The organism is Roseibium marinum (genome assembly GCF_002906165.1).
Taxonomy (GTDB): Bacteria; Pseudomonadota; Alphaproteobacteria; order Rhizobiales; family Stappiaceae; genus Roseibium; species Roseibium marinum.
In genome coordinates, this window is record NZ_PPCN01000001.1 from 1,408,615 (window position 1) to 1,434,193 (window position 25,579).

General features: G+C 60.4%; 23 protein-coding genes. 10 read left to right on the top strand and 13 right to left on the bottom strand.

Features of this window, described 5'->3' with window-relative positions:
* Positions 1 to 46: 46 nt before the first annotated feature.
* The 3 genes from CLV41_RS06545 to CLV41_RS06555 are packed head-to-tail and all read right to left on the bottom strand — an operon-like array spanning position 47 to position 4,369.
* Positions 47 to 1,258 carry a mandelate racemase/muconate lactonizing enzyme family protein gene (locus CLV41_RS06545; RefSeq protein WP_103221362.1) on the bottom strand — a complete coding sequence of 404 codons (1,212 nt, stop codon included), beginning with the start codon at positions 1,256 to 1,258 and terminating at the stop codon, positions 47 to 49.
* A gap of 10 nt (positions 1,259 to 1,268) precedes the next feature.
* Complete coding sequence (locus CLV41_RS06550) at positions 1,269 to 2,756, bottom strand: aldehyde dehydrogenase family protein (RefSeq protein WP_103221363.1); 1,488 nt, start codon at positions 2,754 to 2,756, stop codon at positions 1,269 to 1,271.
* A complete protein-coding gene (locus tag CLV41_RS06555) occupies positions 2,753 to 4,369 on the bottom strand; it encodes a GMC family oxidoreductase (protein ID WP_103221597.1) in 1,617 nt (538 codons plus the stop codon). The genes CLV41_RS06550 and CLV41_RS06555 overlap by 4 nt, the downstream gene beginning before the upstream one ends.
* 184 nt (positions 4,370 to 4,553) lie before the next feature.
* Between CLV41_RS06555 and CLV41_RS06560 the strand changes: the two genes are divergently transcribed.
* Positions 4,554 to 5,438 (top strand): LysR substrate-binding domain-containing protein, encoded by an 885-nt coding sequence (locus CLV41_RS06560; RefSeq protein ID WP_103221364.1) that lies wholly within the window; start codon positions 4,554 to 4,556, stop codon positions 5,436 to 5,438.
* A gap of 6 nt (positions 5,439 to 5,444) precedes the next feature.
* Here the strand turns inward: CLV41_RS06560 and CLV41_RS06565 are convergent, their stop codons facing one another.
* Positions 5,445 to 7,850, bottom strand: coding sequence for a fatty acid cis/trans isomerase (locus tag CLV41_RS06565; protein ID WP_208987304.1), 2,406 nt, complete (start codon positions 7,848 to 7,850; stop codon positions 5,445 to 5,447).
* Positions 7,847 to 8,101 (bottom strand): hypothetical protein, encoded by a 255-nt coding sequence (locus CLV41_RS06570; protein WP_103221366.1) that lies wholly within the window; start codon positions 8,099 to 8,101, stop codon positions 7,847 to 7,849. The genes CLV41_RS06565 and CLV41_RS06570 overlap by 4 nt, the downstream gene beginning before the upstream one ends.
* Positions 8,102 to 8,288: 187 nt before the next feature.
* On the opposite strand from CLV41_RS06570, the gene CLV41_RS06575 reads away from it, so the two are divergent.
* A complete protein-coding gene (locus CLV41_RS06575; RefSeq protein WP_103221367.1) occupies positions 8,289 to 9,620 on the top strand; it encodes an NAD(P)/FAD-dependent oxidoreductase in 1,332 nt (443 codons plus the stop codon).
* 282 nt (positions 9,621 to 9,902) lie between these two features.
* A complete protein-coding gene (locus tag CLV41_RS06580; protein ID WP_103221368.1) occupies positions 9,903 to 11,225 on the top strand; it encodes an NAD(P)/FAD-dependent oxidoreductase in 1,323 nt (440 codons plus the stop codon).
* Positions 11,226 to 11,249: 24 nt separating this feature from the next.
* Here the strand turns inward: CLV41_RS06580 and CLV41_RS06585 are convergent, their stop codons facing one another.
* Positions 11,250 to 11,633 carry a hypothetical protein gene (locus CLV41_RS06585; protein WP_146048521.1) on the bottom strand — a complete coding sequence of 128 codons (384 nt, stop codon included), beginning with the start codon at positions 11,631 to 11,633 and terminating at the stop codon, positions 11,250 to 11,252.
* Between the two features lie 199 nt (positions 11,634 to 11,832).
* Between CLV41_RS06585 and CLV41_RS06590 the strand changes: the two genes are divergently transcribed.
* Positions 11,833 to 12,471 (top strand): GNAT family N-acetyltransferase, encoded by a 639-nt coding sequence (locus CLV41_RS06590; protein WP_103221370.1) that lies wholly within the window; start codon positions 11,833 to 11,835, stop codon positions 12,469 to 12,471.
* 24 nt (positions 12,472 to 12,495) lie between these two features.
* On the opposite strand, the gene CLV41_RS06595 is transcribed toward CLV41_RS06590, so the two are convergent.
* The 4 genes from CLV41_RS06595 to CLV41_RS06615 form a co-directional block, all read right to left on the bottom strand.
* Positions 12,496 to 13,182 carry a GNAT family N-acetyltransferase gene (locus tag CLV41_RS06595; protein ID WP_103221371.1) on the bottom strand — a complete coding sequence of 229 codons (687 nt, stop codon included), beginning with the start codon at positions 13,180 to 13,182 and terminating at the stop codon, positions 12,496 to 12,498.
* A gap of 394 nt (positions 13,183 to 13,576) precedes the next feature.
* Positions 13,577 to 14,107 carry a MarR family winged helix-turn-helix transcriptional regulator gene (locus tag CLV41_RS06605; protein WP_103221373.1) on the bottom strand — a complete coding sequence of 177 codons (531 nt, stop codon included), beginning with the start codon at positions 14,105 to 14,107 and terminating at the stop codon, positions 13,577 to 13,579.
* A gap of 359 nt (positions 14,108 to 14,466) precedes the next feature.
* Positions 14,467 to 15,447, bottom strand: coding sequence for a DnaJ C-terminal domain-containing protein (locus CLV41_RS06610; protein ID WP_103221374.1), 981 nt, complete (start codon positions 15,445 to 15,447; stop codon positions 14,467 to 14,469).
* A gap of 203 nt (positions 15,448 to 15,650) precedes the next feature.
* Entirely contained in the window at positions 15,651 to 16,118 is a 468-nt protein-coding gene (locus tag CLV41_RS06615; RefSeq protein WP_208987305.1) for an RT0821/Lpp0805 family surface protein, read from the bottom strand.
* An 80-nt stretch (positions 16,119 to 16,198) separates the two neighbouring features.
* On the opposite strand from CLV41_RS06615, the gene pdxH reads away from it, so the two are divergent.
* Positions 16,199 to 16,834, top strand: coding sequence for a pyridoxamine 5'-phosphate oxidase (pdxH, locus tag CLV41_RS06620; RefSeq protein WP_103221375.1), 636 nt, complete (start codon positions 16,199 to 16,201; stop codon positions 16,832 to 16,834).
* A 17-nt stretch (positions 16,835 to 16,851) separates the two neighbouring features.
* Here the strand turns inward: pdxH and CLV41_RS06625 are convergent, their stop codons facing one another.
* Complete coding sequence (locus tag CLV41_RS06625; RefSeq protein ID WP_103221599.1) at positions 16,852 to 17,826, bottom strand: CorA family divalent cation transporter; 975 nt, start codon at positions 17,824 to 17,826, stop codon at positions 16,852 to 16,854.
* 127 nt (positions 17,827 to 17,953) lie between these two features.
* Positions 17,954 to 18,094 (bottom strand): hypothetical protein, encoded by a 141-nt coding sequence (locus CLV41_RS27725; RefSeq protein WP_170107121.1) that lies wholly within the window; start codon positions 18,092 to 18,094, stop codon positions 17,954 to 17,956.
* Between the two features lie 509 nt (positions 18,095 to 18,603).
* On the opposite strand from CLV41_RS27725, the gene CLV41_RS06630 reads away from it, so the two are divergent.
* Positions 18,604 to 19,593, top strand: coding sequence for a DUF1499 domain-containing protein (locus CLV41_RS06630; protein ID WP_103221376.1), 990 nt, complete (start codon positions 18,604 to 18,606; stop codon positions 19,591 to 19,593).
* A gap of 21 nt (positions 19,594 to 19,614) precedes the next feature.
* Here CLV41_RS06630 and CLV41_RS06635 read toward each other — a convergent pair whose 3' ends face one another.
* Positions 19,615 to 20,520, bottom strand: a complete 906-nt coding sequence (locus CLV41_RS06635) for an MBL fold metallo-hydrolase (protein ID WP_103221600.1) — start codon at positions 20,518 to 20,520, stop codon at positions 19,615 to 19,617.
* A 255-nt stretch (positions 20,521 to 20,775) separates the two neighbouring features.
* On the opposite strand from CLV41_RS06635, the gene CLV41_RS06640 reads away from it, so the two are divergent.
* From CLV41_RS06640 to CLV41_RS06655, 4 genes are all read left to right on the top strand, one after another.
* The gene (locus tag CLV41_RS06640; RefSeq protein WP_103221377.1) at positions 20,776 to 21,255 is read left to right on the top strand and encodes an SRPBCC family protein; all 480 of its coding nucleotides are present in this window, start codon (positions 20,776 to 20,778) and stop codon (positions 21,253 to 21,255) included.
* A 210-nt stretch (positions 21,256 to 21,465) separates the two neighbouring features.
* The gene (locus CLV41_RS06645; RefSeq protein WP_103221378.1) at positions 21,466 to 22,815 is read left to right on the top strand and encodes an ATP-binding protein; all 1,350 of its coding nucleotides are present in this window, start codon (positions 21,466 to 21,468) and stop codon (positions 22,813 to 22,815) included.
* A 304-nt stretch (positions 22,816 to 23,119) separates the two neighbouring features.
* Positions 23,120 to 24,118, top strand: coding sequence for a substrate-binding domain-containing protein (locus tag CLV41_RS06650; protein ID WP_170107122.1), 999 nt, complete (start codon positions 23,120 to 23,122; stop codon positions 24,116 to 24,118).
* 342 nt (positions 24,119 to 24,460) lie between these two features.
* Complete coding sequence (locus CLV41_RS06655; RefSeq protein ID WP_103221379.1) at positions 24,461 to 25,498, top strand: substrate-binding domain-containing protein; 1,038 nt, start codon at positions 24,461 to 24,463, stop codon at positions 25,496 to 25,498.
* Positions 25,499 to 25,579 lie beyond the last annotated feature (81 nt).

Sequence of the window (25,579 nt, forward strand, 5' to 3'; positions counted from 1 at the left end):
AAATGCGTTCGGGCGATTTCCTGAATTCATTTTGACGCGACGCGCCTTAGAGCGGAAGAGCCGGGCTTTCCTGAAACCCGAGATGCAGCTCGTTGCCCTTGTAGGGGTTGGCGCGGGCGACGTCTTCATTGAGGTCGTGGCCAAGGCCCGGTTCGCCCGAGGGGATGACATAGCCGTCCTCCCAGCGGATCGGTGTTTTCAGAAGATCGGCATAAAAGCCATCGAACCTGCGGATCGATTCCAGCACCAGGAAATTCGGGCTGCAGGTGGCCAGCTGGATATTGGCGAGGGCAACCAGCGGACCGCAGTAGAGATGCGGCGCGATCTGCGCGGAGCGGCATTCGGCCATCGACGCGATCTTCTTGCCCTCCAGTAGCCCGCCGACCCGGCCGAGGTTCATCTGGAGAATGGCCGCTGCCCCGGTTTCCAGCACCCTGGAGAACTCGTACTTCGTGCAAAGCCGTTCGCCGGTCGCAACGGGAATGGAGGTGAAACGGGCGACCTCCGCCATGTCCTCGGGCCGTTCGGGCGGGATGGGCTCTTCGAACCACAGCGGATCGTAGGCTTCCAGCCGGCGGGCAAGGCGCTTGGCGCCCGAAACCGTGAACTGGCCGTGGGTGCCGAACAACAGGTCGGCCCTTGTCCCGACAGCTTCGCGTATGGCGCGGCAGAAGCCTTCCGAACGGTCCAGGTCCTCCAGGCTCGGCTGATGGCCGTCATAGATGGTGTAGGCCCCGGCCGGGTCGAACTTGACCGCCGTGAACCCCTGCTCGACGGCTTTGAGGGCGACTTCGGCGGCCATATCCGGATCGTTGTAGACATTCGGCAGGGCAGGGTTCGGATAGACGTCGCCTTCCGCCGGGTAGAGATAGGTATAGGTGCGCAGCCTCTCGTGCACCTTGCCGCCAAGCAGCTCGTAGGCCGGCTTGCCCGCCGCCTTGCCGATTATGTCCCAGCAGGCCATTTCCAGACCGGACAGCACGCCCATCACCGTCACATCCGGGCGCTGGGTGTAGCCGGCGCCATAGGTCTTGTGCCAGAGCTTCTCGATATGATGCGGATCCGCGCCTTCGAACTGGCGCTGGAAAACATCTTTCGCCATTTCGGCCACCAGATGCGGGCCGAAGGTGGCGTTGTAGATTTCGCCGTAGCCGGTGATACCGCAGGCCGTCACCAGTTTGACGAAGATGAAATAGCGTCCGCCGTGGCGCGGCGGGGCGTTTTCAACCACAAAGGTCTCGATTTGGTCGAGTTTCATTTGGAACCGTTTAGCTTGCGTTGCTGATGGTGATCGACTTCACCTTGGTATATGCGTCCAGGCCTTCCCAGCCCTTTTCACGTCCGTAACCGGATTTCTTGTTGCCGCCGAAAGGCAGTTCCAGTCCGCCGGCCCAATAGTCGTTGACCGATACCTGGCCGCAGTCGAGGGCCGCGGCGACGCGCATCGACCGGCCGACGTCATTTGTGTAGACGCCCGCGACCAGACCGAATTGCGTGCCGTTGGCAAGCGCGACCGCTTCTTCTTCGGTTTCGAAATTCTGCACCGCCAGCACAGGGCCGAAGATTTCTTCCTGAACGGCCGGATCGTCTGGCTCGAGATCGGCGATGATGGTCGGCTGGAAGAACCAGCCTTTTCCGGTCTGAACGTCGGTGGTCACGTCTCCGCCGGTAAGGATATTGGCGCCCCTGGCCTTTGCCGCGTCCACATGGGCCTTGATGCGGGAAAGATGCAGGTCCGAGTTGATCGCTCCCATATCGGGAGCCGTCAGGCCGTGCGCCGTTTTGATCTTCCGCGCCCGGTCCGCGAGAATGGCAAGCACCTCGTCGCGGATCGACTTGTGCACGATAAGGCGCGACCCGGCGGAGCAGATCTGGCCGGAATTGGAGAAAATCGCCCAATAGGCGCCATCGGCGACCTTTTCCGGATCGGCATCCTCGAATGCGATCAGCGGTGACTTGCCGCCGAGTTCAAGTGTCAGGCGCGTCACGTTCGGCGCCGCCATCCGGGCGACATCGACACCCGTAGTGACGGAGCCCGTGAAGGTGAGCTGCTTGATGCGCGGGTCCTGCGCCATCTTCGCGCCGACATCGGTTCCAAGACCGGTCACCACATTCACCAGCCCGTCCGGCACCCCTGCTTCCGAGAGCAACTCCGCCATCACCAGCGCCGTGAACGGCGTGGTTTCTGCGGGTTTTGCCACGACGGAACATCCGGCTGCCAGAGCGGGTGCGACACCGCGCGCGAAGGTCGATGTGGGATAGTTCCAGGGAATGATATGCCCTGTAACTCCGACCGGTTCGCGCACGGTGAAGGCGGTGTAGGCGGGGCCCAGATTGACGGAGCGGCCATCGAGCTTGTCGGCGGCGCCGGCGTAATATTCGAACAAACGGGCCGATGCCTGGACGTCGCCGCAAGCCTCCGCCAGGGTCTTGCCGCTGTCGATCACCTCGATGACCGAAAGCCTGTCGGCGTTTTCCCTGAGGACGCGGGCGACGGCGTTCAGGATGCGGCAGCGTTCGCCTGGAGCGACCTGTCGCCAGTGTTTAGCGGCCTTTTCGGCGGCCTCGATCGCCCGGTCCATGTCCGCTTCGGTGCCGAGCGAAAATTCGGCGAAGGCTTCCGCGCGGCCCGGATCGAAGCTTTCCATCTTCCGGTTGGAAGCGGCGGTAATTCTGCCGTCAATGAAGTGGCCATCAGGCAGGCAAGCCAGTTTCCCCGTCTTCAGGTAGTCTTGGGCGATGTCCTGGACAGTCATTGTATGTCCCGTCTTTGGTCTTCGAGAATAAGATCGGCCCCCTTGAGGGCCAGCATCATGGTTGGGGCGTTGGTATTGCCGGAGGTGATGTTGGGAAAGGCCGACGCATCGACGACGCGCAGTCCGTCGACCCCGTGGACCTTCAGCCGGCTGCTGACGACGGCCGTCTGCCGGTTCTCGCCCATGCGGCAGGTGGAGACCGGGTGGAAGACGGTACTCGCGCGGGCACGGAAATCCGCCAGGATGCCGTCGTCGTCAAGATCGCTCAGATGCGGTGCGACCGAGCCCTCTATCAGCGCGCTCAGGGCGTTGCTGGACATCAGCTTCTGGCACAGCCTGCCGCCGTCGATGACTGTTTGCCGGTCCTCTTCCGTCGCCAGCGAATTCGGACGGATCAGTGGTGCAACCGTGCTGTCGGCGCTCTTGATGTCGACACGCCCCCGGCTGGTCGGCCTTGCCGGCTGCGCGCAGATGATGAAGCCGTTGAACGGATCGATGCTCAGCCGGGTCGTATTTCGATAGGGTGTCAGGCGGTAGCTGATCGGATTGAAGTAAAGCTGCTGGTCGGGCCGGTTGAGTTCCTGGCGCGACCTCAAAAAGCCGCCGCACTGGTTCACCGACAGGGAGAGCGGTCCCTTGCGCGTTGCTGCATATTGCAGGGCCGCGACGGCCTGACCGAAAAGGGGACGCAGTATGGCATTGAGCGTTGCCTCCCGCGCGCGGAAGGTAAAGTTGGCGGCCAGATGATCCTGCAGATTGCCACCGACATTCTCATTGTCATGGATCACCGGAATGCCCAGCCCGCTCAGCAGCCCACCCGGACCGACGCCGGAGACCTGCAGCAATTGCGGCGACCCGATGGCCCCCGCCGAAAGGATCACCTCGCGCCGGGCGAAGACCCTCTCGCCGCTGACCAGTTCAATTCCCCGCGCTGTCTTTCCGTTAAACAGGATGCGTCTGGCCTGGGCATTCATGCGCAAGGCGAGATTGCGGCGGGCAAGGGCCGGATGCAGGAAGGCGCGGGCCGAGGAGCATCGCCGGCCGTTTTCAGTGTTGATCTGATAGATGCCGCCGCCTTCGGGACTGTCTCCGTTGAAGTCCTCCGACCAGGGCAGGCCGGCCTCCCTGACCGCCGCATGAAAGTGACGGTTTACCCTGTGGACCTGGCTCGTGACGTTCTGAACGTGGATAAGCCCCTTGCCCTGCTTTTCGCCGAGCGGGGTCACCTTGGTTTCAAGCCGTTCGAAGGTGGATTTGACCTCACGCCAGTTCCAGCCGGTGGCACCGGAGCTTTCCCAGTCCTCGAAATCTCCGGGAAGGCCGCGGCAATAGACCATGGCGTTGATTGATCCGGAACCGCCGAGCAGCCGGCCGCGCGGCCAGTAGACACTGCGTCCGCCCAGACCCTCGTCCGGCTCGGTCATGAAACGCCAGGTACGCTTCGGATCGGAATTGAGTCTGCCGTAGCCGAGTGGCAGGGACACCCAAAAAGAGGCATCCGATCCACCCGCTTCCAGAAGCAGAACGCTGGTCTGGGGATCGGCGCTCAACCGCTCCGCAAGGATACACCCGGCGGACCCTGCTCCCACGATGATGTAATCGACTGTTTCCATGCGCCGCACTGCCGTGATGCCTGCTCGTGAGAACAAGTTTCCGGCAAGATCTGAAAAATCTGAAACGAATAATTTTTTGACATGGCATTGAAAAAATTTGAAAGAGAACACTGTTTATAAAACGATGATCTGATCGGCTTCCAAAAGCCGGGACCAGAAAGAATGCGCGAATGGACATACTGGCATGGCCTATAATCTGCCTCCGCTTTCCTGGCTGCGCGCCTTTGAGGCGGCTGCCCGTCTCGGCAATTTCACCCGGGCCGCTGAAGAACTCCTGATCACGCCCGCGGCGGTCAGTTACCAGGTGCGCCAGCTCGAGCAGCAACTCGGATATCCGCTCTTCGACCGGGTGCATCGGGAAGTGGTTTTGACTCGGCTCGGCCAGACCTATCTGCCAAGCGTCGAAAAGGCCTTCTCCGACCTTTCCATCGCGACGGTTTCGGTTTTCGGGGAACGGCACCGCAAGCCTGTCCGGTTCCGCTGCCTGAACAGTTTCGGCCAGCTGTGGATGATCCCGCGCCTGAGGGCTTTCCAGGACGCGTACCCGGAAATTGACCTTCAGATGATCTCGGCCTCCTGGGCGGAAGTCCTCAATCCGGAATTGTTCGACATTGACGTGCGCTTCGGCGACGGCGCCTGGACAGACGGGGCGGTGGAATTTCTGCTCAACGATCCGATTATCCCGGTCTGCCATCCCGACCTCGCGCTCGACCCCGGGCAAAGGGATCTGGACGCGCTCGCCGGGGCGATCCGTCTCGACATCATGGGTGTGGTCGACACCTGGGAGAGCTTCTTTAGAAGTTTCGCCCACGCGGTTCCGCCGCGCAACGGGCTGCAGGTGGACCAGAGCCTGTCCGCGCTGGAACTTGCCGCCCGGGGTCACGGTCATGCCCTTGTGCTGCAAACCCTGGCGCTGCCCTATCTGGAGGACGGACGGCTGATCCGCTCTTCTCCCAGTCAGCTCAAGAGCCGGCACAGCTACTTTCTGGTCACATCCGGCCCGCGCCAGGCGCTCAGTCCCGACGCGCAGCTTTTCTGCGACTGGATGATCCGCGAAATGAGGAGCTGACCGGCTTCACTTGTGGGAAAACGTGAACTCGAACAGGCGCTCGAGCGGATCGGACGGTTTGGGGTCCCTGTAGCGGCTGATATCCAGAATTCCCGCCTGGAGCGCGTCCTGGTCCCGCAGGCCGGCCTGAACCCGGTCGAACATGGCCCAGAACTCGGGATGGGTTCTGCGGATACCGTATTGCGCGACAAGTTCCAGATAGTCGTCCTGGCTGCGGATCTTGCGCACCCTTTCAACAAACGCGGGGATGCTGTTTGCGGGCGCCCTGAAAATGAAGTTCGGATAGCTGCTGAACTGGCCCGGGACGATCGTCAGGGTGTCATCTTTCGGCTCCCGCCTCAGGTCTTCGTTGAAGATGAAGGCGACGTTGTTATGGGCTTCATCGTGAACGATCGTGAAGATTTCCCCGCCTGGGTCCTGATCCGTTTCGGCGACAAGGACCGCAATGTCAGGAAAATATTTGGCGAAGGGAGCTGGTTTCGTCGTTAGCGGACGCAGTTGGCCGGCAACAGTCTCCGGTGCTGCGCAGGTATCGCCTGAACAGCGATTGACCGGATCGACGAGCGGCCAGACTTCCGGTTCGATCTCAAGCAGTTTTGTCAGAAATTCGGTTTTGGGGAGCTTGGTTTCATACACGATCCCCACCGGTGACTTCGTATCGAGATCACTTTCCTTCCACATGTCGAGCAAGGTGACCAGGGGACCGCGGTACCAGCTTGAATGCATGGGTTTGCGGATCTGCGGCGGCAGGAAGGACAGGAAAATCCGCTCGCCTTCCCGGCGCAGGGTGTCCATGTAGAGCCGCGTGGTGAGTTGGTGCTCCACATTGCCGAAGACATCGAAACCGGCGACCAGATTGTAATGGATCCGCTCGAACAGCGGAAAATCGATGACCCAGGCGGTCTCCGGAACGGCGCCGTTAAATCCGGTCACGACGGAGGCGGAGGAAAAATTGCGGTAGATGGTAAGCCTTGCATCTTTTTGGCGGCTGTCGCCATGCCAGATATCGTCATAGGAGGGGCCGCCGTTCCGTGCCGCCCGCCGGGCATAGCGGATCTGCCTGAAGGCCTGGTATTCGACCGGGCCGCGCAGCAGAAAGCTTTCCAGGCGGTCGTCAAGCGTTCCGTCGGTTTTGGCAATCGGAAGCTCCAGGATCGGGATGGCGGCTTCAAGAAAGCCCGGGTCGGTCACGGACAGATCCGCGTCCGGTGCGAGAAACGTCACCCAGAACCGGTCCTCGATAACGTTGACGGCAACCTGCCCGTAGCAAACGGGACCGCGAATGAACGAGCGCACGAAAAACAGCGCGTTATCCAGCAGGAACTCGTAGCGGCTCCGGGCGGGAATGGCGCTGAAGGTGGAAAGCGGATTGCCGCCTGCGTCGATTGAATAGGACGGCAGTGCGCCGATGGACCAGCCCGGTGTCAGAAACAGGTCCCGGTAACGCGACAGCTTCCGCGGACCGATCTCGTAAACGATGTGTTCCTTGTGAAGGATGGTGCCGTCGATCGGGACGATCCGGTAGAAGAAGTCGCCGCCGGGATCGTCGAAGGGCCGCCTCGAGGGAATTTCGTCAGGGTCCGATCCGGGGCCCGTCCGCGAACGGATGATGCGGAAAAACCTTAGCGGGCTGTCGCCTTCCAGATGGAGATGCGCCAGGAACAGGTGTTCGTAGATGTAGCGGGCCGTCAGTCTTTCCCTGAGGCCTTCCTGGTTGAAGAAGGCTTCGATGTCGCTGATCCGACTGACCACGTCACCCGGCAGGGCGGCGTCCGCCTCGGGAGCAGGCGCACCGTCTTGCGCCCAGGCGAGAAGCCGCCGGTAATCCTCCTGCGGAAGTGGGGCGGTGGCGAAGGGCATACCGCCCTGAGGGTGCTCGGAAAGATAGGTCCCGACCTCGGAGCGCGCCGGGCAGCTGTTTTTCCGGAATGTCCCAATATCCAGATCGTCCGGCAGGGCCGCGCCAAGTTCGAAGCCGTTCTTGCGGCCGGCGCGCAGCAGTTGTTCCAGAGCTGACGGTCTTGTCCCTGCCTGCGAAACGGAGAAGAAGCCCTTCCGCCGCCACTGCGGCACGGTCTTGGCGTCGATGCCCAGCCGGGTCATCGGCGCGTCCTCAAGCCTTGAGGATTCGTAGACCCTGACCTTGCTCGCACCGCGCAGCCAGCCTTCCGGCGAAGACAGTTTGAGCTGGCAGGGAGCGTCATAACACCCATGGCAGACGACGCAGCGCTTGTTCAGAACATCCTGGATGGAAACCGCTTGCGACGTCGTGCGGATCTCTTCAGCCAGTGCTCCCGCACCATGGACAAGGAGCGGGATTGTGGCGGCAAGGATGAAGAGTACGGCACGGCAGAAAACAGGAAGACGAGGATGCAAAATCGATGAAAAATCCTGCGGCATGCGGATAGTCATTCCTCATCCTGGTTTGTCTCTGGTTTGGGTTTGCGCGCGGGATCGTCCGGGCCTTTGTAATAATAAAGAAATGACCAGCCCGCATACACCGTGATGCCCAGTGTCACATAAAACCAGGTGGTGCTGCCGAAATAATATTCCACGCCCGTCCAGCCGGCGCACACGGCCACAAGCAGGTAGCGTCTCCACAGCGGATCGAACCAGGGATGTTCAACAGGGCCAAACACAGTTTTGCCTTCCTTTTGGATCATGTGGGCGACAACGCCCCGAGGCTGACGTTAGGGGAGATGCAAGATGTTGCAAAATCAAGTAAAAACCTGCCCTCCGTGAACCGATTTCACCTTGAAACTGAATTGTGAACAATGGAAGGTGTACCTTCGGGTGGGGCAACATATCAACACTATTACAGAATTGGTCCAGAGGAGCCGGTGATCGGACATGTTCACAGCGCTTGATCTCCTGACGGCGAACGATGCTCCCGGCCAGCATGCTCCTTCCTATTATGCGGCAACCGCCAACTGGAAGACATCGCATCCGCCGCTCCATGGTCCGCATAGTTGTGACGTCTGCGTTGTCGGCGGCGGTTACACCGGCCTGTCGGCGGCGCTGCATCTGGCCGCGCATGGATTGAACGTCAGCCTGCTGGAAGCCAACAGGATCGGCTGGGGCGCCTCCGGCCGCAACGGCGGGCAGGTCGGATCCGGGCAGCGGGTCGAGCAGACGGTTCTGGAAGAACGGCATGGTTTGGCCCATGCGAAACTGTTGTGGGAGCTCGCGGAAGAGTCCAAGGCGCTGGTCAAGCACCTGATCGCCACCCATGAAATCGCCTGCGATTATACCCCCGGCATTCTGCATGCGGATCACCGCAAGAGTTTCGTCGAGGACAGCCGGGACCATGTCGAGCATCTGCGCCTCGTCTACGGCTACGAGCACATCCGTTTCATAGACGGCGACGAGATCGGCGAGCACGTCGGCAGCTCGCGGTATTTCGGCGGCTCGCTCGATATGGGCGCCGGCCATCTCCACCCGCTCAATTTCGCCCTCGGGCTCGGCAGGGCGGCGGAAAACGCCGGGGCGAAGCTGTTCGAGGAGACCCGGGTCACAGGCATCGAGGGGCATGACCAGGGGCAGGGACGAATCACGGTAAAGACCGACCACGGCGAAGTCCGGGCCGATCACCTGATCCTGGCCTGCAACGGCTATCTCGGCCGGCTCGACCGGCGGACGGCCGCGCATGTGATGCCGATCAACAATTTCATCGTCGCGACGGAGCCGTTTTCGGAAGGCGAAGCGGCGGAGATCATCCGCAACAATGTCGCCGTCGCGGACAGCAAATTCGTCATCAACTATTTCCGGCTTTCCGCCGACCGCCGTCTGTTGTTCGGAGGTGGTGAAAACTATGGCTACCGGTTCCCCAAGGACATCAGATCCTTTGTGCGCGGGCCGATGCTGGAGATCTTTCCGCAGCTTGAGGATGCGGCGATCGACTACGGCTGGGGCGGGACCCTTGCGATCACGCCAAAACGCATGCCGTATTTCGCGCGGCCCGCCGCCAACGTGCTGACGGCCTCGGGCTATTCCGGTCACGGGGTCGCCATGGCCACCCTGGGGGGGCAGATCCTGGCGGATGCGGTTGCCGGTAAAGCCGGCCGGTTCGACGTGTTTGAAAAACTCGACATACCGGCGTTCCCGGGCGGCGACCGGCTCCGCTTTCCGCTGCTTGTTCTGGCGATGACGTGGTTTTCCCTGCGTGACAGGCTCGGGATCTAGGGTCTGGGGATAATCAGGTTATGGCGCTCACAACGAAATCGAGACGGTTTGAAACGATTTGCACCTTCAGGGGAAACGAAAGCGCAGGAAAAATAGGTCAATTTGCCAAGGCCGGCCGGACGGGGAAGGAGCCAAAGGGGCTGATCGGGAGAACATGGAAACACTCGTTTTTTCCGAGCCGGGCCTCCTCCTGTGAACGGGAGGCCTCCTTCACGGCAGCTTCCCCGCCCGCATTCGCCGCTTTCAACACCGCACTCTCCTTGTCCACGGGGCCATGACCTGATGCTGCAAACTCAATCGGAAACGCGCCGCACGATCGGCAGCTACTGGGAAGCCAGCATCCCCCAGCCGCGGGCCGACCGGCAGCTGATCGGCAATGCGCTCTTCGATGTTGCCGTGATCGGTGGCGGCTATGCGGGATTGAGCGCGGCGCTGAAACTGGCGGAGGCTGGCGTCTCGGTCTGTGTTCTGGAAGCTGAACATGTCGGCTACGGGGCTTCGGGCCGCAATGGCGGATTTTGCTGCATGGGCGGCACCAAACTCGACGAGCATCAGTTGCTCCGCAAGTTCGGCCTCGAGGAGGCCCGCAGGTTCGTCGCCTATCAGGTGGCCGGGGTCAATCTTGTCGCTCAGCGCCTCGACAGCTGGGGTGTCGATGCCGGGCGTCATTCGAAGGGAGAGATCTACCTCGCCCACCGCCCGAAGGATGCTGTGGGCCTGCGCTCGGAAGTCGCCTTTCTCAAGGAGACCTTCGGTATCAGGGCCCGGTTCCTGGCAAAGGACGAACTGGAAGGCGAAGGATATGGCGGCCCCAATTTTCACGGCGGGCTGCATGTGCCATATGGCTTTGCCCTGAACCCGATGATCTATGTCCAGGCGCTCGCGGACCAGGTGCGCAAGAGCGGCGGCAAGATCTTCGGCAAGTCACCGGTGACATCCTTGAACCGCGACGGCGACCGCTGGCGTCTGGAGACCGAACACGGATTTGTCCGCGCGCGGAAGGTGGTTCTGGCGGGAAACGGCTACGCGCGGGAAGATGTTCCCAAATGGCTTCACGGCCGTACTCTGCCGGTGATGTCGTCGATCCAGGTCACCCGCCCGTTGAGCGATGGCGAATTGTCCGCCCAGGGCTGGAGGTCGGAAACGATGGCCGCCGACACCCGCACTCTCCTGCATTATTTTCGGCTTTTGCCGGACGGGCGGTTCCTGTTTGGAACCCGTGGCGGGCTATTCGAAAATTCCGCGGCGCTGACATCCATGCAAAACCGCGCGCGCTCCGATTTCGAGGCCATGTTCCCCGCCTGGGCGCATGTGGAAGCGGACTTCAACTGGTACGGACATATCTGCCTTGCTCGCAGGCTGACACCTTTTGTCGGTGAGGTTCCAGGCGCGGCGGGCCTTTATGCCGCGATGGGCTGGCATGGCAGCGGCATCGCCATGGCCTCGATTTCCGGTGAGAAAGTCGCGGGCCTGATCATGGGCAAGTTGCGGCCGGAGGATCTGCCCGCGCCATTATTGCGCCCGTTCAGCAGGTTCCCCCTGCCGGCCCTGCGCAAGCTTTATCTGCAGGGTGCGTATTGGTGGTACGGATTGAAGGACCGATGAAGAGACCGCCCGCGACGAGGGGCGTCACTTCACTTCGACGATGTATTTGTCGACGACGTTGCGGATCTTGGCCGACCGGGCGCTGTACATGTCCATGGTGAAGCGGACCTTGAATTCATCCTGTCCACGAAAGCCCCGTTTGGGCTTGTAATAGACAGCAATGCCCTTCACCTGCCGTCCCGCGCAACGGCCGGCATCCTCGCTCAGTTTGAACGCGACCTGCTTGAAGCTGACGGTGCCGTTTTCAGGTTGTTTCGCGATCTTCATCTTGGGGATGGACGACGGCATGCACTGCGCATTGTAGGTGGCGTGGGCACCGACAGATGATGTCTTGTTTGCTGGAATCGACCGGCGGATGGTGTCGGCCTGGGCGAGGGACGAAACAGACAAAAATATCAACAAACTCAAGAAAAAACGCATAATCCACCCCTGTAGGTTCTGACGGGGTTTCTCATAAGGGACGAATTGCGAAGCTGCAAGGCCGGTGACACAGGCGCCACCTCAAAATGCGGGTGTTGGATCGCGGTCGGAGCGGACATGTCGATCCGGTCCGCGATTGACAGCTTCCTGTATGCCCGGCGCAGTGCTGGAAAGGAAACAAGAGACCATGAATGACGTCGTAGCGGTACGTCCGGCGCAGCCCCGCGATCTGGACGCGGTCAATGCCATCTGTCTGTTGACCGGGGATGCCGGCAAGGACGCCACGTCCCTTTACGAAGATCCTGGCCTGATCGGTGCGCTTTACGCAGCGCCCTATGTTGCGCTGGAGGGGGCGATTGCCGTCGTCGCGGAAGATCCGCAAGGCGTTGCCGGATATGCGGTCGGAGCCGCCGATACCCGTGATTTCGAACGCCGGCTGGAGGCGGACTGGTGGCCGGGTCTGCGTGAGAAATATCCCGAGCCGGAAGGGGACCGGTCCGATTGGTCGCCCGATGAGATCCGTTGCTGGACGATCCACCACCCAAAACCGGTGCCGGACGAGATCGTGCGCCTCTATCCCGCGCATATCCATATGAATCTGCATCCCCGCGCCCAGGGCAGGGGCATCGGTTCACGCCTTCTGCGGGCCTGGCTCGCGGCGGCGGAGGCCGAAGGCGTCACCGCGGTTCATGCGGGTGTGAGCGCCGTGAACCAGGGCGGACTGAAGTTCTGGACCGCCAGAGGTTTCAAACCGGTTCTAGAGGACCGGAGCGGCGGGTCCAGAGGCACCATCTGGTGCGGGTTTGACGTCAAGCCGCAGCCGTAAGAAATCTTCAGGAAACGAGAAGACCTATCGCCTGCGCCGCACCACCGCGACATTCACCTCGCTGAGGATTTCAAAGCCGAGTTTGCGGTAAAGCGCGATCGCGCCGTGATTATCCGCATAGGCATGCAGAAAGGGCGTATCGCCGCGCGCCCGGATTTCATCGGCAACATGGCGGGAAAGAGTGGAGGCGAGGCCGCGTCCACGAAAATCCGGATGCGTGCAGATGCCGCTGACCTCGGTGAAACCGGTCACATTCAATCGGGTCCCGGCCATGGCCGCCAGCCGTCCATCGTGCTTCACGCCCCAGAACCGCCCGAGTTCGGGCGTCCGGGCGGTGAAGGGGCCGGGCTTGGTCAGCTCCGCAAGGGCAACCATCTCGGAAATATCGCTCGCGGTCAGAGCGATAATGCCGGCATCTACCCCTGCATCCGGTCCGGCGCGCCGCTCGGTCATCAGGACACCAAGCGCCGTCACCTCCGCTTCCAGCGCGTCGGGCAGGGCGATGTCCTCGGCCTGCAGCAGATAAACACGATCCTCCCCGGGGTCGATCAGGTCCGCCAGCGCCTCAAGCGCCGGACGGGAATTGTCTTTGGCGGCCGCGAAGGGAGAGACGGCGGGATCAAATCTCTTGGCCAGGTCGCCGCCGCGCGAAAAAGCGCTCTGCCGTGTCGTCAGCGCGGACCAGACGGTGCGGTTGAAAGTCTGTGTCATTTGCTCTTTACCCTTAGGAATACTCATGTTCGAACTGCATAATGCCGCGCCCCCCTCTGCTGGCCCGAGTTTGACGACGGGTCTCGGCATTTTCCGATGTGGCCTGGCCGTGCCGGATGCAGGGCTATCGCATATGCCCGGACACGACAGTTGATTGGCTGTGCAGGATACACTCTCTCCCGGTGGTTCCCCGGACAAGCGAAGCGCAGAGCCGGGGCCTACTCGCAGTCCAGTTTGTTGAAGTGGTTGAATTTTTCCCGGTCGAGTTTATTCAATCCGCCTGCTCTCTGGAAACGAGTAGGCCCCGGGTCTTGCTCCGCTCGCCCGGGGTGACACCAGTATTTGCGGCAACTTCGCGGGTAAATGCGATCGCCCTGGTGCCGGATGGGCTTGATCATCGGTTTTCCTCCTCTGACGGGCTGAAACTGCTCCAATGGGGCAGGGGCGCGACCGGTTTGCGCCGGATCAGGGGTTTTTCCGAAAGCGCGTCTTCCAACTGGGCAAGCTGATCCAGCAACGGCCCTTCGAGCCCCGCGCAGGCTTCCTGCACGGCCAGAAAGGCAGCGGGCCAGAGGGTCGCCTTCAGATGCGCAACCAGCCGTTCGCCCTCCTGCGTCAGCGAGATCCGGCTGACACGTCCGTCCTTGTCGTCGGACCGCGCTTCGACGAGGCCGTCCGATTTCATCCTGTTGACCATCCGCGTCACACCCGGCTGGCTCTGCCCCAGCGCTTTCGTCAGATCGCCGATGCTCAGCGGGCCGTGGAGGTCCAGCGCCGCCAGCACCGGGTTGTGCGGCACCGGCAGATCGGTGCCCGCCAGACCTTCCGTCAACTCCTGCGTCTGCGCCTGCAGCTTTTCCCCGATCCGCTTCAACCGGCTGCCGAGCGTGGCATAGCCGAGCGTGCGGACGACATCTTCAACCATGTGAGTCTCCATCAACATAACTAGATATATAACAAGTTATATTAATTGAAAAGATGAAAACCTCAAAAAACGAGCGGCATACCGGTGACACCGTCTTTCCGATTCACCGTTCAGAATGGACGGAATTACGGTGATGCCGGCAAGACATCCGCTGCATCACAGGGTGGACTCACTCCAGAACGGGCAGGCAGGGAGGCGGTATTTTCAGTTGCCGCAAAGAGTGAGTATAACCCGGAATAGCCCAGTGCTGTTCCATATGTTCAAGGCCGTCCCGGACCCGATCCGGGACCACCACCCCCTTTGCTTCAGGCCCCGGCTCAAGGCCGGGGCGGCAAGTGTGTTGGACCGCGAAAGGCCTGTCAGTCGAACTCCGGCCCGCGGGCGCGGTAGGGGGTGATTTCCTTCCAGGCCTTCATCAGCGTTTCCAGCTCGTCGTCGCTGTTGGGCGGCATGGTAATCTGCAGCTTGACCAGAAGATCGCCATGGCCGCCGGTCTTGGTCGGCAGGCCCTTGCCTTTCAGCCGCATGATCTTGCCGCTGGAGGAATTGGCCGGGATTGTCAGGTTGACCGCCCCGGAAAGCGTCGGCGTCCTGACCTTGGCGCCGAGCACGGCCTCATACAGCGTGAGCGGCAGGTCCAGATGCAGGTCCGAGCCTTTCACTTCAAACAGCTTGTGCGAGCGGAAGCGGATTTCGACCATCACATCCCCGGCCGGACCGCCATTCTCGCCGGGAAGGCCCTGGCCTTTCAACCGGATCTTTTCGCCTTCCTCCACCCCCTTGGGCAGGGTGACGTTGACGGTCTTGCCGCTTGGCAGCGTCACCTGCGTCTTGCCGGAGTTCACCAGGTCTTCCAGCGATACGCGGGCGACGATCTCCGCGTTCCTGCCCTTGGTTTTCGGAGGGGCCTTGGCGCGTGCGCCGGCGAACCCGGCGCCTGCACCAGGACCTGCCCCCGCGCCCGGACCGGGGCGCGCCCGTCCGCCGCCGAAGCCGCCGAAGATGTCGTTCAGGATATCGTCGAAACTGCCGCCGCCGGCGGAGGACTTGAAGCCACGCGTTCCGCCCGGCGCGCTGGCGCCCTCGAAGCCGTCAAAACCATGCGTCTGGAAGCGCTGCTTGCCTTCCGCGTCGATCTCGCCGCGGTCGAACTGGGCGCGCTTTTCCTTGTCGCCGATGATTTCGTAGGCCTGGTTGGCTTCGGCAAAATTCTGCTGCGCCCCCGGATCGTCCTTGTTCTGATCCGGGTGGTATTTTTTGGCCAGTTTTCTGAAGGCCTTCTTGATGTCGCTCTCGCTGGCGGATTTTGCCACCCCGAGAACGCTGTAGGGATCACGCATTCGTCTCACCAGGTTTCCAAGATTTTCCGGTCGGCCGCCTCGCGCCGACACGCTGCGGAAAGATACTATCTTCCGAAGCGCGCGATTGTCCGAGGTCAGGCCTGACAGGACATGTTCTTTATATCGGGATGAAACCGGAAAAAATCCAGATTCTTATTCCCAAGTTAAAGGACAGCATGTTTTTAGCGGGTTTTCCAGCCGGTTCAAGCGTCTGCGACAGAAAGCGTCGTGACGGCGAACTTCTGAACCACGTCGCGGCAGGCGGTGCCGGAATAAAGCTTGATCCCGGCAATCGTGTTCGCCGTGGTCTCAAAGGAGAGGCAGCCGGTCTCGCCAAGGGTGGCCGTGTCGAGCTTCGACAAGGTTCCGGAATTCCCGCTGATGGCATTCAGCCAGGGCAGGGTGAGGTCTTCCGCGGTGCTGCCCGCCGCCAGTTCCGGCCCGATGGCATCCAGGTTTTCGGCAATGATCTGGCGGTCGTCGTTATTGATGTCGGCATAGGCGACATCCGAGGAAGACGCGATCGAGCCCGTCAGCAGGGTGGGAGTATCGACGTTGTTGCTGCCCATCGGCATGGAGACCATGCTGCAGCCGCCAAGCGTCGGGCCAAGGGTCAGAAGAACCGCCACAAAAAGTTGGATCTTGATGTTGCCGGCAGTATATGAACGCATACGATACATCTTCAGACAGCTCCCGGGCCCGGCTTATCCTTGCCGTGATTGAGGCCGCCACGTCCCTCGACAGGTTACAAATGACAGATCTCAAACATCCTCGCGAAGAGTTAACAAAAGGTGACTTCACGGAGGTCAAGAATCCATTCGATCTTTTTGGTGAATGGTTTGAGGACGCAAGGAATTCGGAGCAGAACGATCCGAACGCGCTGTCCCTGGCCACCGTCGACGAGACGGGCCTGCCGAACGTGCGCATGGTCCTGCTGAAGGAGTTCGATGAGCGCGGGTTTGTGTTTTACACCAATTTCGAAAGCGCCAAGGGGCGGGAGCTTCTTTTCGCCGGCAAGGCGGCCATGTGTTTTCACTGGAAGTCCCTGCGCCGTCAGGTCCGCATCCGCGGACCGGTGTCGGAGGTTTCCGCCCAGGAAGCCGACGAATATTACCGCTCCCGGCCGCGCGGCAGCCGCATCGGCGCCTGGGCATCGAAACAGTCCCGGCCACTCGAAAGCCGTTTCGCGCTGGAAAAGGAAGTCGCCAGATATACCGCGAAATTCGGTGTCGGCGAGATTGCGAGACCGGAGCACTGGTCCGGTATGCGCCTTGCCCCGACCTCGATCGAATTCTGGCACGACCGGCCGTTCCGCCTGCATGACCGCGTCCTGTTCACCCGCGCCGCGCCCGGTCAGCCATGGGCCAGCGAACGGCTGTATCCTTGACCTGAAACGCGGAAGCTTTAAAGCAGCCGTTTCCAGCGGAAAAACACGAAGGTCACGACGACGGAGACAAACATGAGGCCGATGGAGAACAGGAACCCCTTTTCCCAGTGCAGTTCCGGCATGTTTGCGAAGTTCATCCCGTAGATTGAGGCAATCAGCGTGGGGGGCAGGAAAATCAGCCCCAGCACCGTGAAAATCTTCGCGATCTGGTTCTGCTCGAGTGTCACCAGACCGACTGTGGCATCGAGCAGGAAGTTCAGTTTGCTGTCCAGCGCGTCGCCGTGTTCCTTGATGGAGTGAATGTCCCGGCCGTGCATTTTGCAGTCGGAGGATTGCTCCTCCGACAGGCCGAGCCGTTTTGAATGCGTGCTCAGGAAAAGCAGCGCCCGTGACAGACTGGCGCAGACATCGTGCATCTTTGCGACATGAAGGCCGATCCGCCCGACGCGCTTGATGGCGACCTGATAGCTGTCGGTCTTGCGGGTGTTGAGACCGACCTCGAAGACTTCGACGGAAAGTTCGTCAAACTCTCGGGAAGCGGATTCCATTTCGTCGGCGCAGCGGTCGACGATGACTTCCAGCATGGCGAAAAAAACGGCCGGCCCCACATGTGCGATGGTCGGGTCGGATTGAACCTTCCTGGACACGATCGCAATGGATTTCGGTTCGCCATAGCGGACTGTGACAAGTCTTTTCGCGTTGAGGACGAATGTGACGGAGGAAACCGCCGGATCGATGGTCCGCGTCGAAATCGGCAATTGCGCCGTCATCACCACCGCGCCCGGTTCGACATAGAGCCGTTCGGACGTTTCGATCGAAGCAATTTCGTCGCGCGTTGGAATTTCCGCGCCCATGAGTTTCTCGGCTGCTTTCTGTTCCTCCTGCGTTGGAGAAACGAGATCGATCCACACGGAGGTGGTCGGCAGCGGTGCGCCGGGAGCGAGTTCGATACGCTCCAGGCCTTTGACAGAGGGGCAATAGGCAATGATCATCGGGGCAAATCTCCGCAGCGACACATGCGGTGTCGCAATCAGCGGCAGTTTGCCCAACAGTCCAGGTTACGGCAACCGTCCGTACCGAGCCGGAGAAAACAGGCGAAGACGGCAGGCCCGAGGCGGCCTACTTGCCTTTTTTGACGGCCGGACTCTTGCAGCAAAGCGCTGCTGCGGTGAGCGCGGCAATGCCGACGGGCTTGTAGTAGTTGATCAGCTTTGCGCCATCCTGGGCTTTAGCGGTCGGCTGGGCTGTTTTTTCAGACATTTTCTCTGGTCCGTTTTTCCGTACCCGCATTCTGGTGCTTTCTGACGGGGATCTTGCGGGCACATGTGCATGTCTTATCCAAATAAGGCATTCGAAGGGCGGACTGGTCGTCCGCACGGCCTTTTTCTTACTTGGATGGCTAACTATGCGCCTCTTGCTGAAGCCCGGCCAGTCAAAAACAATAACAGGATGTAACGATATCGACAGGAATTTGAACGTTTTCCGTAAGTAATTCTTTACCGGTTATCTTCAGATCAGGATTTCTGACAGGATCGCAGAATAGTCGGGATCACAACCGGTTCCCTGGAGGGTGACTTTGTACGTATATGCAAAAAATGCGCCTGACATCTTTCCAGCCGGTGTTGCTTCAAATCTGTAATCCGCGGCATTAAAATTTTGAGAAACAGGCTGTGGAAATGAAGTTCATTTTGACAATTCGCCTGTAAATTAAGAAACAATCGTTACGCCGGTATCATCGTACGATCGCGGGCCATTCAAGTGGGACAGAGATGAAGCGCTACGCCGCCTACAAGTCAGCCTCGGCACCCGTCAGCCGGACAAGCGGCGCTGTCGGGCTGGCAGTGGCGGCTACGGCCCTGCTGGCCCAACGGTTCGGTGTGATCGACGCGGACGTCTTTGTCCTGTCCCTCATTGCCGCGGCGGCGGTGGCGCTGTTGTCACTCGGCCTGGCCATATCCGCGCTTTACCGCATCTGGACTTATGGCGGACCGGGCATCCCGGCGGCGTTGTGGGGCTTTTTCTTTGGTGGCCTGGCGCTTGTTCCCTCCGCTCTGGTTCTGGGGTTGCTGGTCAACCGTCCGGGCACGATTGATCTGTCCACGGACCGCGATGAACCGCCTTATCTGAAACTGCAGGCGGTGTCCGAGGAGCAGCCTTTTCTCGTCTGGATGAACGCGATGGCGCTGGAACATGTCTGGCCGGTGCTGTCAAAGGGTTCCACCGCCGGCTCTGTTGCAAGCTCCGCACAGGACACGCTCTATCGCGATATCGTGTCACGCAGATACAGGATCGCACCCGCCCAGCTTCATGCGGCCGGCGCGAAGGCGTTCGAGGCCTTGAACTGGACGGTTGTCGATGAGTTGCCGCCCGATCTTCTGGATGCACCCACCCGGCTTCAGGCGGAAGGCACTTCGCGGATACTGGGGTTGAAACATGACGTGACCTTGCGAATTCGGCCCGATCGGGTTGGCGCACTGTTGGATGTGCGCGCAAGATCGCGAACCCCACTCAGGGACCTTGCCGGCAATCCGGACCATATCCGCGCTGTTTTTGCGGAAATCGACCGGGTGCTGCTCGAGACATATGGCGACCTTGCGCGGCTGTCCGTCGAAGAAGACGGCCTGCCGCGGGAAGACCTTCAGCCCGAACCTCTGGAGGAGCCTCGCGAGACGGCGCCGGTTCCGGGCTTCAAGCCGTATTTTGAAGAAGAGGACGAACCTGTGGCCGATGATCTGGGCGTGACCGATCTCGAAGGGTGAACGGCAGGCTGTTCTATCGCATCAGGACGTTCGCAGAGTGAAAGTTGCCGTCAGCGACAGAGCGGGCGAGGCTGAAACCAGACCCCGGCCGGCAAGATCCTCCAGATGGGCGAAGACCGACAGTCCGGCTGCCCGGTGCAGAGCGGGATCCACGTCCGCATAGAGCCTGACGACGATCTGCGGAATTGTGAGCGGCGTCTCCGCAAGCTCCCGCAGGACCGAGGCTTCCCTGTTCAGCCGGTGCTGCTTCAGGTCTCCGACATAGGAAAGCGCGTCGTGGATGACGCCGCCATGTCCGGGCAGGTAGATCTGTTCCTCCCGGTTCAGGAGTTTGTCGATCGAGTCCATGTAGTCTCGCATGCTGCCATCGGGTGGGGCGACGATCGAGGTTGACCAGCCCATGACGTGGTCGGCGGACAACAGGAGGTTTTCTTCGGCAAGGGCAAAGCACAGGTGATTGGCCGTATGGCCCGGGGTCTCGATGGTCTGAAGCGACATGCCCGCGGCGCTTAAGACGTCGCCTTCGTGAAGCTGCCGGTCCGGCGCATATTCCCTGTCGCCGCTTGCGTCGAGCGGATTGATCTCATTTTCCATGAGTTCGCGCGCGGCTTTGTGAATGCCGCAGCCGATGATCGGCGCACCGGTTTTTTCCTTGAGCAGGCGGGCCGCGGGCGAATGGTCGACATGGGTGTGGCTCACCACTATGGCCTCAACAGAAGCTCCCGACGCCGCCTTCAATATGGTCTCGACATGAGCTTCGTCGGCAGGACCGGGGTCGACGACGGCAAGCCGGCTGGTGCCGAGCAGATAGGTATTGGTTCCGAAAAACGTGAATGGCCCGGAGTTTTTCGCCGTCAGCCGGCGCACACCCGGCAGGATTTCGACGGCAATGCCATAATTAGGGTCGAAGTCTCGATCGTGTCTCATGTCTGTTTGCGCCGCGAAGTACAGGGAAGTGACCGGCGGAAGGTGGGACTGTTTGATGTGGAAGGCAATGGCCAATCCGTCAGTGGTGTCCGGCAGGCCCCCTCCGTGGTCCGCCCTATCGCCTGCGGTCCGTACCCTAATATACGTCATGTATATGACTTTGGAATCGGGTAGGGAAGCCCGGCTTTGCCAACCGGACTCCTTCTATGGGAAAGTGCCGGTTGAACCTGATCTGATTCATTTTGGCGGAATGCTATGGCGGAAGAAACTGAATGCCGGTTTGAGGGCTTGCTGAACCTGCCGCGCGAACAGGCGTTTTCGCTGTTTGTCGATCGGCCGGGTCTGTGGTGGGCCTCTCCCTTCGACGTGCCGGACCCTGGGGAAATCGACGCGGAAATCGAGCCGTTCGCCGGCGGCAGCTGCTATGAGATCGACAGTAAAGGCCATCGCCGGATCTGGGGAACGGTGCTTTCGATCGAAGATCCCCTCTATGTGCGTCTGGCCTGGCAGGTCTCTCTGGACGGCAGGGAAATCGCCGATCCCGCCGCGGCAAGCCGGGTGATGGTCAACTTCCGGGTCGCCGGGGATTCGACACGGCTTGAAATCGTTCACAACGAATTTTTGCGGCATGGCGAGAACGGCGCGGAGTATCTGAACTTGATGGGTCGGCCCGACGGCTGGCCACGCATCATCGGAAATTTGCGGGAAGCGGCCCGGGCCACCGGCCGGCGTTAGACGCTCTGGTTCTGATATCCGGGAAGTCCCCATGTCCGCTACGGAAATTTTGGGGCTGCTCTGTCGCTTGAATGACATGCTTCCTGTGTTAGTCGAGGAATCCATCGACGCCCCGATTCTTTGTTTCCGGTCTTGCGCATTTACTGAGACGTCGAAATAGTATCTCCCTTCGAGGCGAAAATTTCTGGCAGGAAATCACTCTACGTATCCATGACAGTACCCCCATCGTCATTTGAGGAAAATTCCGAGCCACAGGCCACAGCATCGCCGCTCACGCGGATAGGCGAGGCACGGTGGATACTTGTGACTGCGTTCTGCACCGCCTGTTATGCCGTGATTGCTTTTGATGTTCCGGTTTTGTCCGCGGCCGCGGGGGTTGCCGCCCTGACCGCGGTCGCGGCGCTGGTGCCGCGGCGGTCCTCCAGTCGCAGGGTCAAGCTGAACGCGCAGCGGGAAATCCGCAGGATGTGGCCGGGAACCGGTATGAAAGTGACCGTTGACGCCCTGCCGACCCCTTGCTTTGTGGCCGATGGCCGCGGAATAACCCGCTATGTCAATGCACAGGCGCAGGCAATTTACAGCGGTGTGAAACCGGGCGATCCGCTGTCCTTTTCCTTGCGCGCGCCGTCCTTGCTGGAAGCCTTTGACCGCGTCTGCAGCACGGGTGGAACGGAACGGATTAGCTGGATCGAGAAGGTCCCGACCGAAACCTGGTACGAGGCGCACATCGCACCGATCTACATGCCGGGCACCGGTTCTCAGGAACGGATCCACAGTCGCCCGGATTTCATTCTGGTCGTTATTCAGGATCTGACGGAGAACCGCCGGCTCGAGCGCATGCGAACGGACTTCGTCGCCAACGCCAGCCATGAGTTGCGCACGCCTCTGGCCTCCCTGACCGGCTTCATCGAAACAATTCAGGGACCGGCCCGCAACGACCCGGAGGCACAGGACCGGTTTCTGGCGATCATGCTGGACCAGGCCGGCCGCATGCGGCGGCTGATCGACGATATCCTGTCGCTCTCCCGGATCGAGCTCAAGGCCCATGTCCAGCCGGCAAGCGTCGTGGATTTATCCGAGATCGTCCGCCATACCAAGGATGCGCTGACCCCGCTTGCGGTGGACCTGAACGTCGAGATCCGCATCCGCGTGCCGGAAAAACCCGTCAGGGTGAAGGGCGACCGCGACGAACTCATTCAGGTGATTGAAAACCTGATTGAGAACGCGTTGAAATACGGCAGCGCCGGTAAATATGTGGATGTGAGCCTGGAAGAGCAGGGCGAACCTGACAGTGCGCCATCCTGGCTCTTGTCCGTCAGCGATTACGGCGAGGGCATTTCACCGGAGCATCTTCCGCGCCTTACGGAGCGGTTCTACCGCATCGATGTCGAATCCAGCCGGGCCTTGAAAGGGACGGGGCTGGGCCTTGCTATCGTCAAGCATATCCTCACCCGCCACAGGGGACGGCTGGACATCGAGAGCGAGCCGGGCAAGGGCGCGACCTTCAAGGTGAAACTGCCGTCGCTTGAAAACAGCGAGGGTGTTCCCGAAAGGGCCTAGAGTCTGTGAATCTTAAATGTCCACAGACTCATAGGTGTAGGACACGGGTTCACAATGAGAGCGGAAAATCCAGCCCCGGCCGGATTGTAAAATTTGTCGGTGTCGTATTTCTGAGATCGGAGGCTGATAACAGGTGCCCGTCGGGCATGCTTCTGCATGTTTTCCGGAGCAGTCTTGCATTTGGGCCGGTCGGCTGCCGGGTCCGGGCAGGATCGGATTTTGGCTCCGCAAACGCCGGGTGGTGTGCCGCAAAGGAGCTTGTCCCGCGTTCCGGGAACGGGCTGCTTTTTAAAGGGGTTCTCTCGTGGCAAGGAATTTCACCGCCGGAGCTGTGGTCTGTTGCGCCTTTTATTTCTTTTCGTTTTCGGCGGAGGCGCGGGACCGTCTTCTGATCGTCGGGTCCTCCACGGTTTATCCCTTTGCGACCGCTGTGGCGGAAAAGGTCGGACATGAAGGGATGAAATATCCCATCGTCGAATCGACCGGGAGCGGCGCCGGGTTTGGGATTTTCTGTCAGGGCGTGGGCGAAGACACTCCCGATATCACCAACGCGTCGCGGCGCATGAAACCGTCGGAGCTGGAGACCTGCAACGCGAACGGCGTGACACCGGTCGAAGTCAGGATCGGCTATGATGGGATCGTACTGGCCAATTCCATCCGCGGTCCGAAATTCAGTCTGACGATCGACCAGATTTTTCAGGCGCTTGCTGAAAAACTGCCCGGAGACGGAACGGTCCGGGACAATCCGAACGCCTCCTGGTCCGACATCGACCCGTCCTTGCCGGCGGAAAAGATCGAGGTACTCGGACCGCCGCCGACGTCCGGCACGCGGGATGCCTTTGTCGAACTTGTAATGGAAAGAGGCTGCAAATCGGCCGCCGGACTGGACGGGAGTGCGTGCACCCGGATGCGGCGCGACGGCAGCTTTGTCGAGGCCGGGGAAAACGACGACCTGATCGTGGCGGAACTTGAAGCCAACCCTGTGAATGTGGGCATTTTCGGCTATTCGTTCCTCATGGGAAATCTGGATAAAATTCAAAGTGTTGGCGTAAATGGCGTCGAGCCGGATTTTGACAGGATAGCCTCCGGCGAATACCCGGTCTCCCGGCCGCTCTTTTTCTACATCAAGAAGGAGCATGTCGGTGTCGTCCCCGGGCTGGAAGAATATGTCGCCGCCTTCACCAGCGAAGACGCCTGGGGGGACGACGGCTATCTCGCCGGCAAGGGGCTTATTCCGCTCACAGCGGATGCGCGCCGGCGGCAGGCGCAAGAGGCCAGCGTGCTGAAGGCGCTGAAATTCTAGGCCATGTGGACGAAATGCACCTCCCATTCGTCCACAGGGCCAAGAACAGCCTGTCTTTTTCCTTCGTCGGTAAATGGATTATCTTTGGACCGGAGCCCTTCGCGAGTGGAAAACGAATGGCGGGAGGCAACGGTCCAAATTGCCGCCAAAATGACGCCGGTCGCGACACAAAAACGTCAAGGTGATAATTTTCTTTATATTTTTCAATGCGTTAAATTGTCATAAAACTGAAAAGCAACTGTCATAGAACTCTCATCCATGGGGCCTACGGTCCCGGCATCGCTCGAGCATTCCCATGCCCGGTGATCATCATAAACCTTGACATTCAAAGGGAGTGGTCAGGTGAAATTTACGACCCTCGTTAGCGCAACTGCTGTTGCTGTTGCTTCCACTGCATTCGTCGGTGCGGCTCAGGCCCGTGACCAGGTTCAGGTCGCTGGTTCCTCCACCGTTCTGCCTTACGCGTCCATCGTCGCGGAAGCTTTCGGTGAAAACACCGAATTCCCGACCCCCGTTGTTGAGTCCGGCGGATCCTCCGCTGGCCTGAAGCGCTTCTGCGAAGGTGTTGGCGAAAACACCATCGACGTAGCGAATGCTTCCCGCAAGATCCGCGATAAGGAAATCAAGGCTTGTGCAGAAGCTGGCGTGAAGGACATCATCGAAGTCCGCATCGGTTACGATGGTATCGTCTTCGCGTCCCAGAAAGACGGCCCGGCCTTCACCGCATTCCAGCCGGCTGATATCTTCAACGCTCTGGGCTCCAAGGTGCTCAAGGACGGCGAACTCGTTGACAACCCGTACAACAACTGGGCTGAATTCAACGCCGACCTGCCTGATGTTGGCATCGCCGCTTTCATTCCGGGCACCAAGCACGGCACGCGTGAAGTGTTCGAAGAAAAGGTTCTGGCTGTCGGCTGTGAAGTTACCGGCACCCTGCAGGCCATGCTCGACAGCGGCATGTCCGAAGACGACGCTGAAGACGCCTGCATCGACGTTCGTGCGGACGGCAAGTCCACCGACATCGACGGCGACTACACCGAAACCCTGGCACGTATCGACTCCAACCCGAACGGTATCGGCGTTTTCGGTCTGGCGTTCTACGAGAACAACACCGACAAGCTGAAAGTCGCAACCATGGGTGACGTGGCTCCGAACACCGAATCCATCGCGTCCGGTGAGTATCCGGTTTCCCGTCCGCTGTTCTTCTACGTCAAGAAGGCGCATATCGGCGTGATCCCTGGTCTGAAGGAATACGCCCAGTTCTTCATCGCTGACGAAATCGCTGGCCCGAGCGGCCCGCTGGCTCAGTACGGCCTTGTTGCCGATCCTGAACTGGCCGCGACCCAGGCTTCCGTCGCTGCTGAAGACACAATGAAGTAATCGGGCTTCGGCTCGATCCGGGGGCGGCAATACCCGCCGCCCCTTTTCATTTTTGTAATTTTAAATCTTTCGGGGGACCAC